Genomic DNA, 14731 nt, shown 5'->3' on the forward strand with positions numbered 1-14731 from the left:
GAGGAAAAGCGGCTGAATAGAAGGAGGTTTTCCAGTTATTTTTTATGGATGGCCAAAAACGGAGAAATTAACTGGACAATATCCAGCTAATTTCCGCACGAGCAATTCAGCACCGGCTTTCTGGCGGCGCCGGTTTCGTCGAGGCGGGTAACCGGTGTAGTGTAGGGGGCGTTGTTCAGACGATCCGGGTTGTTTTTGGCTTCTTCCGCTATGAAGATCATCGTGTCGATAAATCCGTCGATCGTTTCCTTGCTTTCGGTTTCCGTCGGCTCGATCATCATGCATTCAGCTACATTAAGCGGAAAATAGATGGTTGGCGGATGGTAGCCGAAATCCAGCAGCCTTTTGGCGACGTCCAAGGTGCGAATCCCGTATTGTCCAAGCTCGCTTCCCGACATGACGAATTCATGTTTGCATAAATCCGGGTATGGCATTTGGTAGAACGGAGCAAGCCGATGCATCATATAGTTGGCGTTCAGCACGGCGTTCTCGGAAACTTGCCGGAGTCCTTCGGGTCCAAGGCTGCGGATATAGGCGTAAGCACGGACAAGGATCCCGAAATTGCCGTAAAATGCTTTGACCTTGCCGATTGAGCCCGCGGCGGTTTGATGGGGTGCCGTGCTGCGGGATACGGAGTAACTTCCGTCTTCGTTTTGAACTATCCGCGGCTCGGGGAGATACGGTGCCAGCCATTTCTTCACACCGACCGGACCGGCGCCGGGCCCCCCGCCGCCGTGCGGCGTGCTCATCGTTTTGTGCAGATTGAGATGAACCACGTCGAAGCCCATGTCCCCGGGGCGGGTAATCCCGAGAATCGCATTGGAATTGGCTCCGTCATAATACAGTAAGCCCCCGGCATTGTGCACAATTTCCGAAATCTCCGTAATTTGCTCCTCAAATAATCCCAGCGTATTCGGATTGGTCAGCATGAGCGCCGCCGTATCGTTGCCGACAACTCCCCGCAGTGCTTCCAAATCGACCAAGCCGCGCGGCGTGGAGGGGATGGTTACGGTCCGGAATCCGGCAACCGAAGCGCTGGCCGGATTCGTACCGTGCGAAGAATCCGGCACGATGACTTTCGTGCGGTGCTCCCCGCGGGCCTCATGATAGGCGCGGATCATCATCAGCCCGGCCCACTCCCCGTGAGCGCCCGCGGCCGGCTGCAGACTCACTTCATCCATGCCGGTAATTCCGGCCAGATTCTGCTGCAGCTTAAACATGAGTTCCAACGCCCCTTGGATGCTTTCTTCAGGCTGATACGGATGAATATTCGCAAACCCGGCATAACGGGCAACATCCTCATTGATTTTGGGATTGTATTTCATCGTACAGGAGCCCAGCGGGTAAAAACCGTTGTCCACCCCGAAATTGCGGCGAGACAACGCCGTATAATGCCGGATTACGTCTACCTCGTATACTTCCGGCAAGGCGGGGGCTTCACTGCGCCGCAGTACTGCTGGAATCAACGTTTCCAACGGAACAGCAGGAATGTCGCATTCCGGTAAAGAATAAGCGATCCGTCCGGGCTTGCTGAGTTCAAAAATCAGCGGCTGATTCTTCTCCGTTATGTCCGATACGATAATCTCCCGGGATTCATTGATGGAATCGGCTACGGGAATCTCGTTGGTTTGGTTCAGATCATTCATTTCGCGCATATCGATTCCTCCATTACGCAGGCAAAATGGTCGATTTCATCTTTGCTCCGTTTTTCGGTGACGGCGATCAGCATATGTCCGGGCAGTTCGGGATAACTCCGGCTCAGGTCGTAACCGCCGATTATCCCGGCATTCAGCAGCTTGCGTTGGAGCTGTTCCATATCCGCGTCTTCCGGCAAGGCAAGCGTAAATTCGTTGAAGAAGGGCCCGTCGAACGGGCTGGTTACGCCCGGAATCGCCGTCAATCGCGACTTGGCGTAATGACTTTTACGCAGATTGAGCTCGGCCATCTCGGCCATTCCTTGTTTGCCCATCGTGGACAAATAAACGGAGGCGGCCAAAGCGAGGAGCGCTTGATTCGAGCAAATGTTGGAGGTCGCTTTCTCGCGACGGATATGCTGTTCGCGTGCCTGCAACGTGAGCACGAAGCCGCGTTTGCCGTGTTTGTCGGTCGTCTGTCCGATAATCCGGCCCGGGATCCGGCGCATGTTGGCCTCCGAAACGGCGAAGAACCCGCAGGTAGGGCCGCCGAAGGAGGGGGAGATGCCAAGCGGCTGCGCATCTCCGACAACGATGTCTGCCCCCAGTTTTCCCGGTGCTTCCAGCATGCCAAGCGATAGCGGATTGGTGCTGACAATCATCAGTCCGCCCCGTCTGTGAGTCAGTTCGGCGACGGATTGTAAATTTTCGATCATCCCGAAGAAATTCGGGGATTGAATCAGGACCGCTGCCGTTTCCTCGGTTAGGGACGCCTCAAGCGCCTTCTGATCAGTTACGCCCCCATCCAGCCCGACTTCGACGACATTCAGATTCAGACCGCGTGCATATGTGGCCAGCACTTCGCGGGCTTCGGGGTGAACGGCGCGGGAAACGACCAGCGTCTTTCGCTTGGTCGCGCCAGCTGCGAGCGAACCCGCTTCCGCAAGGGCGGTAGCGCCGTCATACATACTTGCATTGGCTACGGAAAGTCCCGTCAGCTCACAGATATAGGATTGAAATTCGAAGATAGCTTGCAGTTCTCCTTGGCTGATTTCGGGTTGATAAGGAGTGTATGCCGTATAAAACTCACTGCGGGAAACAACATGCTGCACGACGGAAGGAATATGATGATCGTAAATACCCGCGCCGAGAAAACTGGAGTACCGGTCGCTGTCGGCATTCCGCCGGGCCATCTCGGACATGTGGCGGGTGAGGGAATATTCGTCCAACCGGGATTGAACCGGCAAGTCTCCGTTAAAGCGCACGTTGTCCGGAATATCCCGGAACAGCTCTTCAATCGATGTCGCACCAATGACGGCAAGCATATCGGCGCGATCCTGTTCGGTCAGAGGGAGATAGCGATGCTTCATAATCACGATTCTCCTTTCATGGCTGTATCGTTTTCAGGACGAGTCCGCCGGTAAAAGGGAGTCGGCACGACTTTAGCCTTTACCTTATTTCCGCGAATATCGACTTCAAGAACGGTACCGGGCTGTGCCAAGGAAGCGGGAATGAGAGCAAGGCCTAAGTTCTTTTTTAGTGTAGGGGAGGGGGCGCCTGTCGTGATTATACCGATTGGATTTGGCGATCCTTCGGCATAGACGGGATAGTGGTTGCGGGGAATCCCGCGCTCCATCATTTCCAGACCGACCAGTTTTCGCGAAGAACCGTCTTCTCGCTCCTTGTTCAATGCCTCGCGGCCGAGAAATTCACCTTTATTCCATTTCACGAAATTGCCGAGTCCAGCTTCAAGGGGTGAAATGGAAGGCGATATTTCCTGGCCGTATAGGGAAAGGCATGCTTCGAAGCGCAGCGTATCCCTTGCCCCAAGACCGGCAGGAATCAAACCTTCGGGTTCGCCGGCGGTCATCAGGAGAGTCCAAAGCGCGCCTGCTTCTTCCGCGGCGACATAAAACTCAAATCCGTCCTCCCCGGTATAACCGCTCCTTGATAAAAGCACTTTGATTCCGCCTACCTCCGTGGCCGGGAGGAAGGTAAACGGAGGCATTCCGTGAAGGTCCCCTTGCCACACCTTAGCGAGGATGGTTGCCGCAAGCGGCCCTTGCAAGGCTAAAAGCGCCGTCGTCTCGGATACGTTACGGAGACTGACTCCTTCGGCAGGCAGATGCCGTTCCAGCCACTCCAAATCCGAATTCGTATTGGCGGCATTTACGACGAGTAAGTAGTTTTGCTCGCTCAGCTTGTAAATGAGCAGATCGTCGACAACACCGCCGTCCGGATAGCACATCAGCGTATACTGCGCCTTTCCGGGCACCAGTACCGAAATGTCGTTGGTCGTCATACGCTGGAGATATTTCTCCGCCTCAGGTCCGTCCACCATAAATTCGCCCATATGGGATACATCAAACAAGCCGGCCCGCGTACGCACAGCCTCATGTTCTTTTTGAATTCCGCTGAATTGCACCGGCAGTTCCCAACCGCCGAAATCGATGCAGCGGACGCCCGGATATCGTTCATAGCAGGGGTAAAGCGGTGTTCTGAACAGATCGGTCATATTTCTCCACCTCGTCTTATTTGCTTTTTGCCCAAGAAATAAAACAAACCAAAGAAATCACATGCTTCGCGCACGATGATTCCTTTGGCTCTGTCCTGTCTACCTGAGAGTTACCCTGTATGGAAGCAGGTCTGTTTTGCAGGTAAGCATACAGGTTTCCCCGTGGGTGATCCGCCCGAAAAAAGCGGATTCTCTCCAGAGTCGCGTCCGGCAGAAGTCCTTTTGCCTGAGAGATTCACCGTCCATTCACGGTTTGCTCCTTCGGCGTTACGGTTTGTCTGAACCGTAATCTCTCCCACTGCCATCAACCGCTGTTTACATATCCATTAATAACCAAATTTTACGTACATGTCAATAAACTTGCCACAAAAAAATATTTAAAAATTTTGCAATCGATTACATCGGACAAGTTGAAATGTTTGTGTTAATAATATTGACATTAAAGCCGGATTTGGAATAATCTGTACGTGAATTCAAATGGGCATGTAAGGAAGAGGAGGAAGCAGGGTGTCGAATGAAATCAAGGAAAATTATCGGTACAGCGTAGATCATGAATGGGTACAAGATTTGGGGGACGGTACTGTAAAAATCGGAATATCGGATGTTGCCCAACACCGGCTTGGAGATATCGTGTTTGTGGAAATGCCCGATCCGGGACGGGAGGTGGAGGCCGAGGAAGGAATCGGGACGATCGAGTCGGTCAAAACCGTGGCCGATTTATTTACGCCGGTGAGCGGGACGGTACTGGAAGTTAATACGGAACTTGAGAGTGCTCCTGAAGTGGTCAATGAACAACCGTATGAAGGCGGCTGGATGGTGCGCATCACTTTGGCCGAAGCGCCTGAGGCCGCTTTTTCCAAACTGATGGATGCCAAGGAGTATGCCGAGTTTCTCAAAAAATAAGGAATTAGTCGTAAAAACGGAAAATAACTCGCGTCGGAAGGCTGTGATCATGGCTTGATGCTCATGAAAGCTCCACTGAAGTCGCGAGTCGTTTGTATCCGCCAATAATGGACGAGAACTGTAATCATATAGACTTAAACCCTTACTCTTTATTCATGGGTAAGGGGGGAAGCAGCAAGCTGCGGTACAGCACTTCAAAAATAAAGTCAAACGATTCCAGATGACGTTTCGCATCAAGGGCGTTCTTTCCCCACGCATAGATGCCATGATTCCGCAGAAGAATACCTGGAACCTCGGGTTTCAGCGAGCCGGGAATCAGCTTGGCAATCGAAGGGATGTCGCTATAATTCGGCAACACCGGGATATGAATCACAGCGTCTTCTTCCCAGATGCCTAGGGCCTTGATCAGTTCGATGCCCTTGACCGGCACAGCCCCTTGGTCACCGTAATATTCGCTGAGCAGGGTGTTATAAACGGTATGCACGTGAAATATGGCGCCGCAACCGGTCATTCGATATATTTTGGCGTGAATCACCGTCTCTGCGTTCGGTTTAAGATTCGTTGTTTCGCAGGGCTCGCCGTTGGTATCGACAAACAGGAAGTCCTCGGGCATATTTACGAATTTGTCTTTGCCGCTGGCGGTGATGGCGAAATGAAACCGGTTAGGCGAGAAGCCGCCGACCCGCAAAGACAAATTCCCGCTGGTGCCGGGGAACCAGCCGCGTGCCGCGAAATCGGCTGTTACGGTGCGGAGCTCGCTCAAAGCGGCCTGTTTTTCCTCCAATGAAATGGCTGAAAAGTTCATTTAACGTTCTCCTTCCCAAGGAGCAAAGTCGGTCATGCATAAAGCATTCAAGCACGTCTCTGCGCAGTAACTATAACAGCGACTCTCTCACCGACTCACCCATTTCCCGGGAGCGCTCGGCGCAGCGGTGAACGGCGGCTTTGACGGCTTCGGTAAATCCCTTATCGGCAAGCACTTCGAGCGCCGCCTGAGTCGAGCCGTTAGGGGAAGTGATATCTTTGCGCAATTTGGCCGGATCTTCACCGGTTTCTTTCATCATGGAAGCCGCGCCGAGCGCGGTTTGAACCGTCAGGTCACGCGCCTGCTCCGGCGAAAGTCCGCCTTCGATTCCGGCGGCGATCATAGCCTCCATCATATAATAAATATAGGCCGGACCGCTGCCGGATACGCCGGTCAAAATCTCCTGTTTGTCTTCATCTATGACGGTAACGGAACCGACCGCTTCGAAGATGGACGACACGAGTTGACGCTGCCGGACATCTGCTTCGGGCGAAAAGGAGATCCCGGTGGCACCCAGGCCGATCGAAGAGGAGGTGTTGGGCATCGTTCTGGCAATAGGTTGCTTACGGCCGAGCAACTGCTGAATGGTGCTAACGGATAACCCCGCGATTAACGAAATGACGAGTTGATGTTCGGATAGCAGCGGGCTCAGTTGGCTGATGGCTTCTCCGGCATCTTTCGGTTTCATTGCAAGAACGATGATGGAGGCATTTCGCAGTAGCTCATTTTTTTCGGCCTGATCCTGGCCGGTCACAACGCCGTAACGGTTCGATAAATAGGCTAGATGTTCCCGGTTGCTGCGATTAATCATGGAAATCTGCTCCGGTTTTAGGACAGAACGGTGAATCAAGCCTCGTACGATAGCTTCTGCCATAGAACCCGCCCCATAAAAAGTGATTTTCTCCCCGCCAAATGTTTGAGAAAGACTCATATCCATTACCTCCCTGTCACGGCCGGACCTGGCCGGTTCCTTGAATGATGTATTTCGTTGAGGTCAATGCAGGCAAACCCATAGGCCCGCGCGCATGCAGCTTTTGGGTACTGATCCCGATTTCCGCCCCGAATCCGAATTCGAAACCGTCGGTAAATCGGGTCGAAGCGTTATGATAAATGGCCGCGGCATCCACTTCTTGCAAAAAGCGCTCCGCGTGCTCTTTATTTTCAGTGACGATGCATTCGGAATGCTTCGTTCCAAACCGAGCGATATGTGCCAAAGCTTCTTCCAGACCGGAAACGATTTTAATGTTAAGAATATAGTCATTGTATTCCGTGGCAAAATCTTGCTCCGTGACTTCCTTTGCCGAAGTGAGAAGCTTCCTTGTTTCCGAACATCCCCGAAGCTCTACGTCGGCTTCAAGCATCGCCTCGGCGATCGGCAGCAAATGCTTAGCCGCAAACTGTTCGTGGACGAGCAGCGTTTCCATGGCATTGCAGACGGAAGGGCGCTGCACTTTTGCGTTGATCGCGATATCGAGCGCCATCTGCGGGTTGGCCGATGCATCGAGGTAAGTGTGACAGATTCCCGCCCCCGTTTCGATGACAGGCACCGTGGCATTTTGGACGACGTTTTGAATCAGCGCACTGCCGCCGCGAGGAATCACAACATCGAGCAGACCGTTGGCGCGCAGCATGACATCCACGGATTCGCGGCGCGTATCTTCGATCAATTGCACCGCTTCCACGGGCACCTCGGTCGTTTTTAATGCCTGGTGAATGATTTCAACTATTTTACGATTGGAAGAAATGGCCGAGGAACCGCCGCGCAATACAACGGGATTGCCGGTTTTGAGGCAAAGGCCGATGGCATCTACGGTAACGTTCGGGCGGGCTTCATAAATGATGCCGATGACCCCGAGCGGAACGCGTTTTTTTTGGATATGCAAACCGTTGGGGCGCTCGATGGTCTCCAGGATTTCGCCGACCGGATCGGTCAACTCAACGATTTGCCGCAGACCTTCGGCAATTCCGGCAATCCGAGGTTGGTCCAGTTTCAGTCGGTCCAGCAGGGAATCCGAGGTGCCGTTGTTGCGGCCGCGTTCCAAATCCTCTACGTTGGCAGCGATAATGGTGTCGGCGTTGGCAAGTAACGCACCGGATGCGGCGAGCAGCGCGTCATTTTTTTGCTTTGTCGTAAGCCGGTTCAATACGGGGGCCGTTGCGCGGGCCAGCTTTGCTTTTTCAATCACTTCACTCATCGTAATTACCTCCATCATTCATTTTATTTTGTGACTGCTTCGGTTATAGCGAATACAAAAAAATTGGCTTTGAATTTAAGATTTTAACGAAATCCATTCGTCGCGGTGAATGACTTCCAAACGGTGAACGTCGTTAACCCGCTTCATCACTTCACTGCTCGGCAGTCCGAGGATGTCTTGAAGCAGTTCGGCGTCGTAGTTGACAATCCCCCGACCCAATACTTCGTTGTCCATATTCTGAACTTCCACGACGTCCCCGGCCTGAAAATGGCCTTTGGCTCCGCGTACGCCGACAGGCAGCAGGCTGCGGCCGCCGTGAATGAGCGCTTCCTCTGCTCCGGCATCGACCGTTAGCGTCCCGATCGGGGTAGATAAAAAGCCGAGCCACTGCTTTTTTCTTGGCAGGGAGGCGCTGTGGGTTTCAAAATAGGTCCCGCGCCCCTGCCCGTCAAGCGACTGTTGCAGTTCGCCCGGGAGGTTCACTTTCCCGACAAAGACCGGCACACCGCCGCGGGAAGCGATTTTGGCCGCATCGATTTTGGACCGCATGCCCCCGGTACCGACGGAGGATCCGGCGCCGCCGGCAATACCGTAAATCTCTTCGGTGATTTCCTTGACGACACCGATGCGGACGGCGGAAGGATCAATTCGGGGATCCCGGGTATAAAGCCCGTCGGTGTCGGTCAGAATCAGCAACTGGTCAGCTTTGATCAGATTGGCCACCAATGCGGACAATGTATCGTTATCCCCGAATTTCAGCTCGTCGACGGATACGGTATCATTCTCGTTAATGATCGGCAAGATGCCCCGGATGAGCAATTCCTCCAGCGCCATACTGGCGTTTCCCATCCGCTTCCGGTTCTGGAAGTCGGAGCGGGTAAGCAGCACTTGGGCAGCTGAAACGCCATGGATTGCCAGCGCCTCGCGGTAGGTCTGCATGAGCAGCGCTTGGCCGACGGCCGCAGCGGCTTGTTTTTCGTGCAGGAGCTTGGGGCGCTCCGGATAGCCAATCTCGCGGAATCCGGCAGCGACGGCACCGGATGTAACAAGCACCACCTGAATCTCCGCCGACTTCAGGGCGGCGAGCTCTGCGGCGAAGTAAGCGATGGAATCGCGATTCAAACCTCCTTCCGGGGTAGTCAGCGAACTGCTCCCGATTTTGACCACTATACGGCGTTGCATGGAGATCACTCCTTATTGGATGTACATTAATTCCTGTAAAATAAAAAAACTTCCGCCTTTGCACGCAAAGGACGAAAGTTTGACTTCCGCGGTACCACCTTTATTGATGATTAACATCCGACTCGAAAACCCGGTAACAGGGGTGCTGTCCGGCATTTCGGCCGGCCGTTCGGGGATAGGATTCGGAGGGGCGGATTTGCAAATTCTTGCAGCCTTAGGAATTTGCTCTCTGGGGATCCGCGTCAGTCTCTTACTGGTCCCGTCATCACGTTTACTGATAGGATATCATGGTAATCAAGCCTTTGCAAAAGAAAATGGCGGAGACGTATTGTGCACTCCGGAATTTTCCCGGTAAACAGGGTTTATCCGGAGATACGCTTGCACAATATGCATGCGCCCACTAAGATGTAAGGCAGATAGACGGCTCCGATTGAGATCATAAAGAGAAAGGGTGGAGAAGATGATGAGTCAGCGGAAGATCGCATGGGAGGTAGCATTAGTTCAGTGTGATATTGCCTTGGGCGATCCGGAACTGAACCGGGAACGTCTGGAGGCCAAAATGGAGCAAGCCGCGGCGTCCAGCGTAAAACCGGATGTGATCATGCTGCCGGAAATGTGGAATACGGGGTACGCTCTTACGCAAATCGGACAGCTCGCCGATCCCGGGGGCGTTGAAACTCGGTCCTGGATCTCAGCGTTTGCCCGGCGGCATGGCATCCATGTCATTGCCGGGTCGATCGCCGAGAAGCGGGATGGCCGAGTGTTTAACACGATGACGATTTTTGACCGGGACGGTCAGGAGGTTGGAGCGTACTCCAAGATTCATCTTTTCCGGTTGATGGAGGAAGAGAAACATCTGGCGTCAGGCGATCAACCGGTGTTGTTTGAACTCGACGGGGTGAAATCCGGCGCTTCCATTTGCTATGACATCCGTTTTCCTGAACTGGCCCGCACGCTTGCTCTGAATGGAGCGCGGATACTGTTCATCCCGGCGGAATGGCCCCACCCGCGGCTTCATCATTGGCGGACGCTGCTCATGGCTAGAGCGATCGAGAACCAGATGTATGTTATCGCCTGCAACCGGACGGGGATCAGCGGCAGCGACTCCTTCTTCGGCCATTCGCTCATCATCGACCCATGGGGCGAAATTGTCGCCGAAGGCGGGGAAGGCGAGGAGATCGTGACCGGCCGGGTCGATCTGACGCTAGTGGCTCAGGTACGTGAACGCATCCCCGTTTTTGCTGACAGACGACCCGGTCTTTATGATTTGTAACGCTCCGTCAGCGTCGTTTTGAAGGTTTCGATGAATGCTTCGGCCGCCTTGGACAAATATCTGCCCCGGCGGTAAGCGATCACCAGCGTCCGGCTTGGAGACGAAGATAACGGGATATAAACCGGAATCAACTCGCTTCGTTTGGCCCGGGCGATGAACCGGGGGACCAGCGTGATTCCCATCCCGGCCGCGACCAGGGACTGCACGGTTTCGATGTTGTTGCTCTCGAAGACGACGTTCGGCTCAAAGCCGGCGGCGCGGCACAGATCCATGGTCAACTTACGGAAGCCTTGGCCTTTTTTCAAGACAATGAAAGGTTCGTCTTTCAATTGTTCCAAGTCGATGCCGCCCGGATCCGGTTCCATCGCGGCCAATCGGTGCTGCGGAGGAACGGCCAGGTCGATGATCTCTTCGCCGATCGGCTCGTAAGCAAGGCTTGGCTCCTGAAGGGGAAGCGACAGAAGACTGAGATCGGTTCCGCCTCCGGCGGTCAGTTTTTCGAGATTAAGCGACGTATCCTCGAGCAATGTCACTTTTATTTCCGGGTAGGCTTCATTAAATGCAGGCAGCACGTAGGGGAGCAAGTGCGATCCGGTAATCGGCATGCTTCCGATGACGACGCGACCGGCACGAAGCTGGGAGATGTCGTCCATCTCCTGACGAAGCTGTTCCACGGAATCCATGATTTTCCGGGCATGTTCAATAAAGCTGGCTCCGGCGTGGGTAAGTTCGACATTGCTTGTATTCCGCTGAAATAGCTTTACGCCAAGCTCCTGTTCAAGCTTTGACAACTGCTGGCTCAGCGAGGGCTGGGCAATATGCAGTTTGTCGGCAGCCCGGGAAAAATTCCGCTCTTCGGCGATCTGTAAAGTATATAGAAGCTGACGAAGTTCCATACTTTCACCTCATATCGGGTTCGAATTCTTTATAAGTATTACCTATGGATATTATATACTATATAGGCAAATAAGAAGAAACCTGATATTATTTTATTCTGACTTCGAACCCGCAAACAAGTTTGAGATGCAACTGGAATTCTATGTATAATAGAATCAAACGATATGCTTTGGAGGTAAGTCTATTGAAAAAGATATGGAAAGAGATTCAGGGGTGGGGCATAGCTGTCATAATCGGTTTTGTGCTTAGCCTGTTCATCGGCATTTTTGTTATTCAGCCCTACAAGGTTGATGGGCATTCCATGGAACCGACGCTAAATGACAATCAACGAATCTATGCCTGGAAAGTAAGGCATGCGCTCGACAAACTGCCGGAGTATGGAGATATCGTAATCATAGACAGCCGGGTTGACCGTGAACGGTCCTTTATGGACGATCTTAAGGAACATCCGTTGATCAACCTGCTCTCGGGAACCGGCGATGAAGAGATTTTTTACGTCAAAAGAGTGATCGGCTTGCCGGGAGACACCGTCGAAGTCCGGAACGGCCACGTTTACCGCAACGGAGAGGAACTCCATGAGCCGTATATCAAGGAGCAGATGGAAAGCGGCATGGATCAGGTGTGGGAAATTCCGGAGGATCACATTTTCGTTATGGGCGACAACCGAAACAACAGTAACGACAGCCGGAGTATCGGCCCTGTACCCCAGGATCATGTGATGGGAATCGATTCGTTCTAAATGCCGCAAGTTAGGAAGAGGAGAGAAAGCAATGGCAGATGTGTGGGAAAGTTGTCCGCGATGCAAATCCAACCAGGTGGTCACGAGAGGCAAGCTGTTTTATTTCCTGCTTTGGTTCGCGGGAGGCGGGATTCTGATGTGGGCCGGATTACTGATATACTGGCCGCTCATGATTGCGGGATTCCTTTTTATTATCGTATCCGTCTTCAGCTTCATGATGCCCAAAGTGAATCGCTGTACTTCTTGCAGACATAAATGGAAACCATAGAATTAACATTGACAGGCCGGGAGGATAACTCTTGGCCTGTCTTTTACATAACTGACGGAACATTGATAATAACGAATCAGCTTCTACTCTCGCAATAGGTTTAACCTATAACAATTATAGTTTTTATATCTTGGAACAATGAGACGGGAGATGATATATTGATTTCAGCAGACGGACATGATTCTCGTTCGTCACATGTTCGAATTCTTGTGTGGGGTGAATTCTATGACCAGCAAAAAGACAATGTATGAGAAAATTTGGGATAATCATGTGATCTATCAAGAAGAAGGAAAGCCAAGCATTTTGTACATCGATTTGCATCTCGTTCACGAGGTTACTTCGCCGCAAGCGTTCGAAGGTTTGCGCCTGAGCGGCCGTAAGGTCCGCCGTCCGGAGCTTACTTTCGCGACGATGGATCATAATGTTCCGACTAAAGACCGCTATAATATTACGGATCCGATTTCCAAACAGCAAATCGATACGCTGTCGCAAAATTGCCGCGATTTCGGGGTTACGCTGTATGATCTGGATACGATCGACCAAGGCGTTGTTCACGTTATGGGCCCTGAGCTTGGTCTAACGCATCCCGGCAAAACGATTGTCTGCGGCGATAGCCATACGTCAACGCACGGAGCGTTCGGCGCGCTTGCCTTCGGGATCGGGACGAGTGAAGTTGAGCACGTTATGGCAACCCAATGCCTGCAGCAAGCCAAAGCGAAAACTTTGGAAGTGCGTTTTGTCGGCAAGCGTAAACCGGGCGTTACGGCTAAGGACTTGATTCTTGGCGTCATTGCGCAATACGGTACGGATTTTGCGACCGGCTACGTTATTGAGTATACCGGCGAAGCGATTCGCGAGCTGTCGATGGAAGAACGCATGACGGTATGCAACATGTCGATCGAAGCCGGAGCGAGAGCCGGGCTGATCGCCCCTGACGAAACGACATTCAACTATTTGCGCGGTCGTGAGCATGTACCTCAAGGTGAAGCTTTTGATCAAGCTGTGGCTGAATGGAAGAACCTCACTACGGATGAAGGCGCGACCTACGACCGTGTCGTAGACTTCGATGTCGATTCATTGATTCCGCAAGTGACCTGGGGAACGAGCCCGGGTATGGGTACCAGCATTAGCAGCAGCGTCCCGAACCCAGCGGACTTTGCATCCGACAACGAACGGAAAGCAGCCGAAAAGGCGCTTGAGTATATGGGTCTTGCCCCTGGAACGCCGATGACCGATATCGAAATCGACTATGTTTTTATAGGTTCTTGCACCAACGGCCGGATCGAGGACTTGCGCGCGGCGGCTCAAGTTGCCAAAGGCTACAAAGTGTCCGATAAAGTAACGGCAATCGTTGTTCCCGGCTCCGGACGCGTGAAGATTCAGGCGGAGAAGGAAGGACTCGACAAAGTGTTTATCGAAGCCGGATTTGAATGGCGCGAAGCGGGCTGCAGCATGTGCCTGGCGATGAACCCGGACGTGCTTCAACCGGGCCAACGCTGCGCTTCCACCTCCAACCGTAACTTTGAAGGCCGTCAGGGCCGCGGCGGAAGAACGCATCTTGTCTCTCCGGCAATGGCGGCGGCGGCAGCGATCAAAGGCCGGTTCGTCGATGTGCGCGAGTGGAACGTAAAGAGCGAAGTCGTTAGCTAATCAAGGCGAAGAGGGGAGTATATAAACAATGGAAGCATTTAAAAAAATGACCGGTATCGTTGGTCCGGTGGACCGCGTGAATGTCGATACCGACGCAATTATACCTAAACAATTTTTGAAACGCATCGAACGTACCGGCTTCGGACAATTTTTGTTCTACGAATGGCGTTTTGATACGGAGGGCAATGTGAATCCGGAGTTTGAACTTAACAAACCGCGTTATGCGGGCGCCTCCGTCTTGATTTCGCGCGTCAATTTCGGCTGCGGTTCCTCGCGGGAACACGCGCCTTGGGCGATTCTCGACTACGGGTTCCGTTGCGTAATCGCTCCATCGTTTGCGGATATTTTCTATAATAACTGCTTTAAGAACGGCATTCTGCCGATCAAGCTGTCCGAAGAGCAGGTTGAGGACTTGTTCCGTCGCACGGAGGAGCATGAAGGCTATCAATTGACGGTCGATCTGGAGAACAAGAAGCTCAGCGACGATTATGGACTGAACCTTTCCTTCGATCTCGACGAGCATCGCCGCCAGTTTCTGCTGCAAGGCTTGGATGATATCGGGCTTACGTTGCAACATGAAGATTTGATCTCAGCGTATGAGAAGAAGAAATTCGCCTAACGCTATACATGGTAAAGCAAGTGCCGCCCACAGGATTCTCGTGAATCCGGG

14 protein-coding genes and 2 riboswitches are annotated in these 14731 nt (G+C 52.8%); of the genes, 6 read left to right on the plus strand and 8 right to left on the minus strand.

Going from position 1 to position 14731, the window contains the following annotated elements; all coding sequences use genetic code 11:
- Positions 1–86: 86 nt before the first annotated feature.
- Genes gcvPB through gcvT form a run of 3 tightly spaced genes read right to left on the minus strand, consistent with a single transcriptional unit; the run spans position 87 to position 4149 of the window.
- On the minus strand, positions 87–1655 hold the full coding sequence (gcvPB, locus tag ACLB09_RS03930; protein WP_410768440.1) for an aminomethyl-transferring glycine dehydrogenase subunit GcvPB: 1569 nt from the start codon (positions 1653–1655) through the stop codon (positions 87–89).
- On the minus strand, positions 1643–3007 hold the full coding sequence (gcvPA, locus tag ACLB09_RS03935) for an aminomethyl-transferring glycine dehydrogenase subunit GcvPA (protein WP_410768996.1): 1365 nt from the start codon (positions 3005–3007) through the stop codon (positions 1643–1645). The genes gcvPB and gcvPA overlap by 13 nt, the downstream gene beginning before the upstream one ends.
- Positions 3007–4149, minus strand: coding sequence for a glycine cleavage system aminomethyltransferase GcvT (gene gcvT, locus ACLB09_RS03940; protein ID WP_410768441.1), 1143 nt, complete (start codon positions 4147–4149; stop codon positions 3007–3009). The genes gcvPA and gcvT overlap by 1 nt, the downstream gene beginning before the upstream one ends.
- Positions 4150–4235: 86 nt before the next feature.
- Positions 4236–4352: riboswitch (glycine riboswitch) on the minus strand.
- Position 4353: 1 nt separating this feature from the next.
- A riboswitch (glycine riboswitch) is annotated at positions 4354–4457 on the minus strand.
- Positions 4458–4656: 199 nt separating this feature from the next.
- Here gcvT and gcvH point away from each other — a divergent pair.
- Positions 4657–5052 (plus strand): glycine cleavage system protein GcvH, encoded by a 396-nt coding sequence (gene gcvH, locus ACLB09_RS03945; protein WP_410768442.1) that lies wholly within the window; start codon positions 4657–4659, stop codon positions 5050–5052.
- 142 nt (positions 5053–5194) lie between these two features.
- Here the strand turns inward: gcvH and mtnB are convergent, their stop codons facing one another.
- The 4 genes from mtnB to proB form a co-directional block, all read right to left on the minus strand.
- Positions 5195–5857, minus strand: a complete 663-nt coding sequence (gene mtnB, locus ACLB09_RS03950) for a methylthioribulose 1-phosphate dehydratase (protein ID WP_410768443.1) — start codon at positions 5855–5857, stop codon at positions 5195–5197.
- A 70-nt stretch (positions 5858–5927) separates the two neighbouring features.
- On the minus strand, positions 5928–6788 hold the full coding sequence (proC, locus tag ACLB09_RS03955) for a pyrroline-5-carboxylate reductase (RefSeq protein ID WP_410768444.1): 861 nt from the start codon (positions 6786–6788) through the stop codon (positions 5928–5930).
- A gap of 16 nt (positions 6789–6804) precedes the next feature.
- The gene (locus tag ACLB09_RS03960; RefSeq protein WP_410768445.1) at positions 6805–8052 is read right to left on the minus strand and encodes a glutamate-5-semialdehyde dehydrogenase; all 1248 of its coding nucleotides are present in this window, start codon (positions 8050–8052) and stop codon (positions 6805–6807) included.
- A 75-nt stretch (positions 8053–8127) separates the two neighbouring features.
- On the minus strand, positions 8128–9234 hold the full coding sequence (gene proB / locus ACLB09_RS03965) for a glutamate 5-kinase (protein ID WP_410768446.1): 1107 nt from the start codon (positions 9232–9234) through the stop codon (positions 8128–8130).
- 460 nt (positions 9235–9694) lie between these two features.
- On the opposite strand from proB, the gene ACLB09_RS03970 reads away from it, so the two are divergent.
- Positions 9695–10507 carry a carbon-nitrogen family hydrolase gene (locus tag ACLB09_RS03970; protein WP_410768447.1) on the plus strand — a complete coding sequence of 271 codons (813 nt, stop codon included), beginning with the start codon at positions 9695–9697 and terminating at the stop codon, positions 10505–10507.
- On the opposite strand, the gene ACLB09_RS03975 is transcribed toward ACLB09_RS03970, so the two are convergent.
- On the minus strand, positions 10495–11403 hold the full coding sequence (locus ACLB09_RS03975; protein WP_410768448.1) for a LysR family transcriptional regulator: 909 nt from the start codon (positions 11401–11403) through the stop codon (positions 10495–10497). The two genes, ACLB09_RS03970 and ACLB09_RS03975, sit on opposite strands and share 13 nt — an antisense overlap.
- Positions 11404–11546: 143 nt before the next feature.
- Between ACLB09_RS03975 and lepB the strand changes: the two genes are divergently transcribed.
- The 4 genes from lepB to leuD all read left to right on the plus strand — a co-directional run bounded on the left by lepB (position 11547) and on the right by leuD (position 14680).
- Positions 11547–12143 (plus strand): signal peptidase I, encoded by a 597-nt coding sequence (gene lepB / locus ACLB09_RS03980; RefSeq protein ID WP_410768449.1) that lies wholly within the window; start codon positions 11547–11549, stop codon positions 12141–12143.
- Between the two features lie 31 nt (positions 12144–12174).
- Positions 12175–12411 (plus strand): hypothetical protein, encoded by a 237-nt coding sequence (locus tag ACLB09_RS03985; RefSeq protein ID WP_410768450.1) that lies wholly within the window; start codon positions 12175–12177, stop codon positions 12409–12411.
- 225 nt (positions 12412–12636) lie between these two features.
- Entirely contained in the window at positions 12637–14061 is a 1425-nt protein-coding gene (gene leuC, locus ACLB09_RS03990) for a 3-isopropylmalate dehydratase large subunit (protein WP_410768451.1), read from the plus strand.
- 28 nt (positions 14062–14089) lie between these two features.
- Positions 14090–14680, plus strand: coding sequence for a 3-isopropylmalate dehydratase small subunit (leuD, locus tag ACLB09_RS03995; RefSeq protein ID WP_410768452.1), 591 nt, complete (start codon positions 14090–14092; stop codon positions 14678–14680).
- Positions 14681–14731 lie beyond the last annotated feature (51 nt).

Origin of the sequence: Fontibacillus forbon (assembly GCF_046559655.1) — a bacterium.
Lineage (GTDB): Bacteria > Bacillota > Bacilli > Paenibacillales > Paenibacillaceae > Fontibacillus.

Excerpts from the sequence above, each read along its gene's own strand:
- gcvPB (WP_410768440.1), bottom strand. The coding sequence starts at position 1,655 with ATGCGCGAAATGAATGATCTGAACCAAACCAACGAGATTCCCGTAGCC.
- gcvT (WP_410768441.1), bottom strand. The coding sequence starts at position 4,149 with ATGACCGATCTGTTCAGAACACCGCTTTACCCCTGCTATGAACGATAT.
- mtnB (WP_410768443.1), bottom strand. The coding sequence starts at position 5,857 with ATGAACTTTTCAGCCATTTCATTGGAGGAAAAACAGGCCGCTTTGAGC.
- proC (WP_410768444.1), bottom strand. The coding sequence starts at position 6,788 with ATGAGTCTTTCTCAAACATTTGGCGGGGAGAAAATCACTTTTTATGGG.
- ACLB09_RS03960 (WP_410768445.1), bottom strand. The coding sequence starts at position 8,052 with ATGAGTGAAGTGATTGAAAAAGCAAAGCTGGCCCGCGCAACGGCCCCC.
- proB (WP_410768446.1), bottom strand. The coding sequence starts at position 9,234 with ATGCAACGCCGTATAGTGGTCAAAATCGGGAGCAGTTCGCTGACTACC.
- ACLB09_RS03970 (WP_410768447.1), top strand. The coding sequence starts at position 9,695 with ATGATGAGTCAGCGGAAGATCGCATGGGAGGTAGCATTAGTTCAGTGT.
- ACLB09_RS03975 (WP_410768448.1), bottom strand. The coding sequence starts at position 11,403 with ATGGAACTTCGTCAGCTTCTATATACTTTACAGATCGCCGAAGAGCGG.
- lepB (WP_410768449.1), top strand. The coding sequence starts at position 11,547 with ATGTATAATAGAATCAAACGATATGCTTTGGAGGTAAGTCTATTGAAA.
- ACLB09_RS03985 (WP_410768450.1), top strand. The coding sequence starts at position 12,175 with ATGGCAGATGTGTGGGAAAGTTGTCCGCGATGCAAATCCAACCAGGTG.
- leuC (WP_410768451.1), top strand. The coding sequence starts at position 12,637 with ATGACCAGCAAAAAGACAATGTATGAGAAAATTTGGGATAATCATGTG.
- leuD (WP_410768452.1), top strand. The coding sequence starts at position 14,090 with ATGGAAGCATTTAAAAAAATGACCGGTATCGTTGGTCCGGTGGACCGC.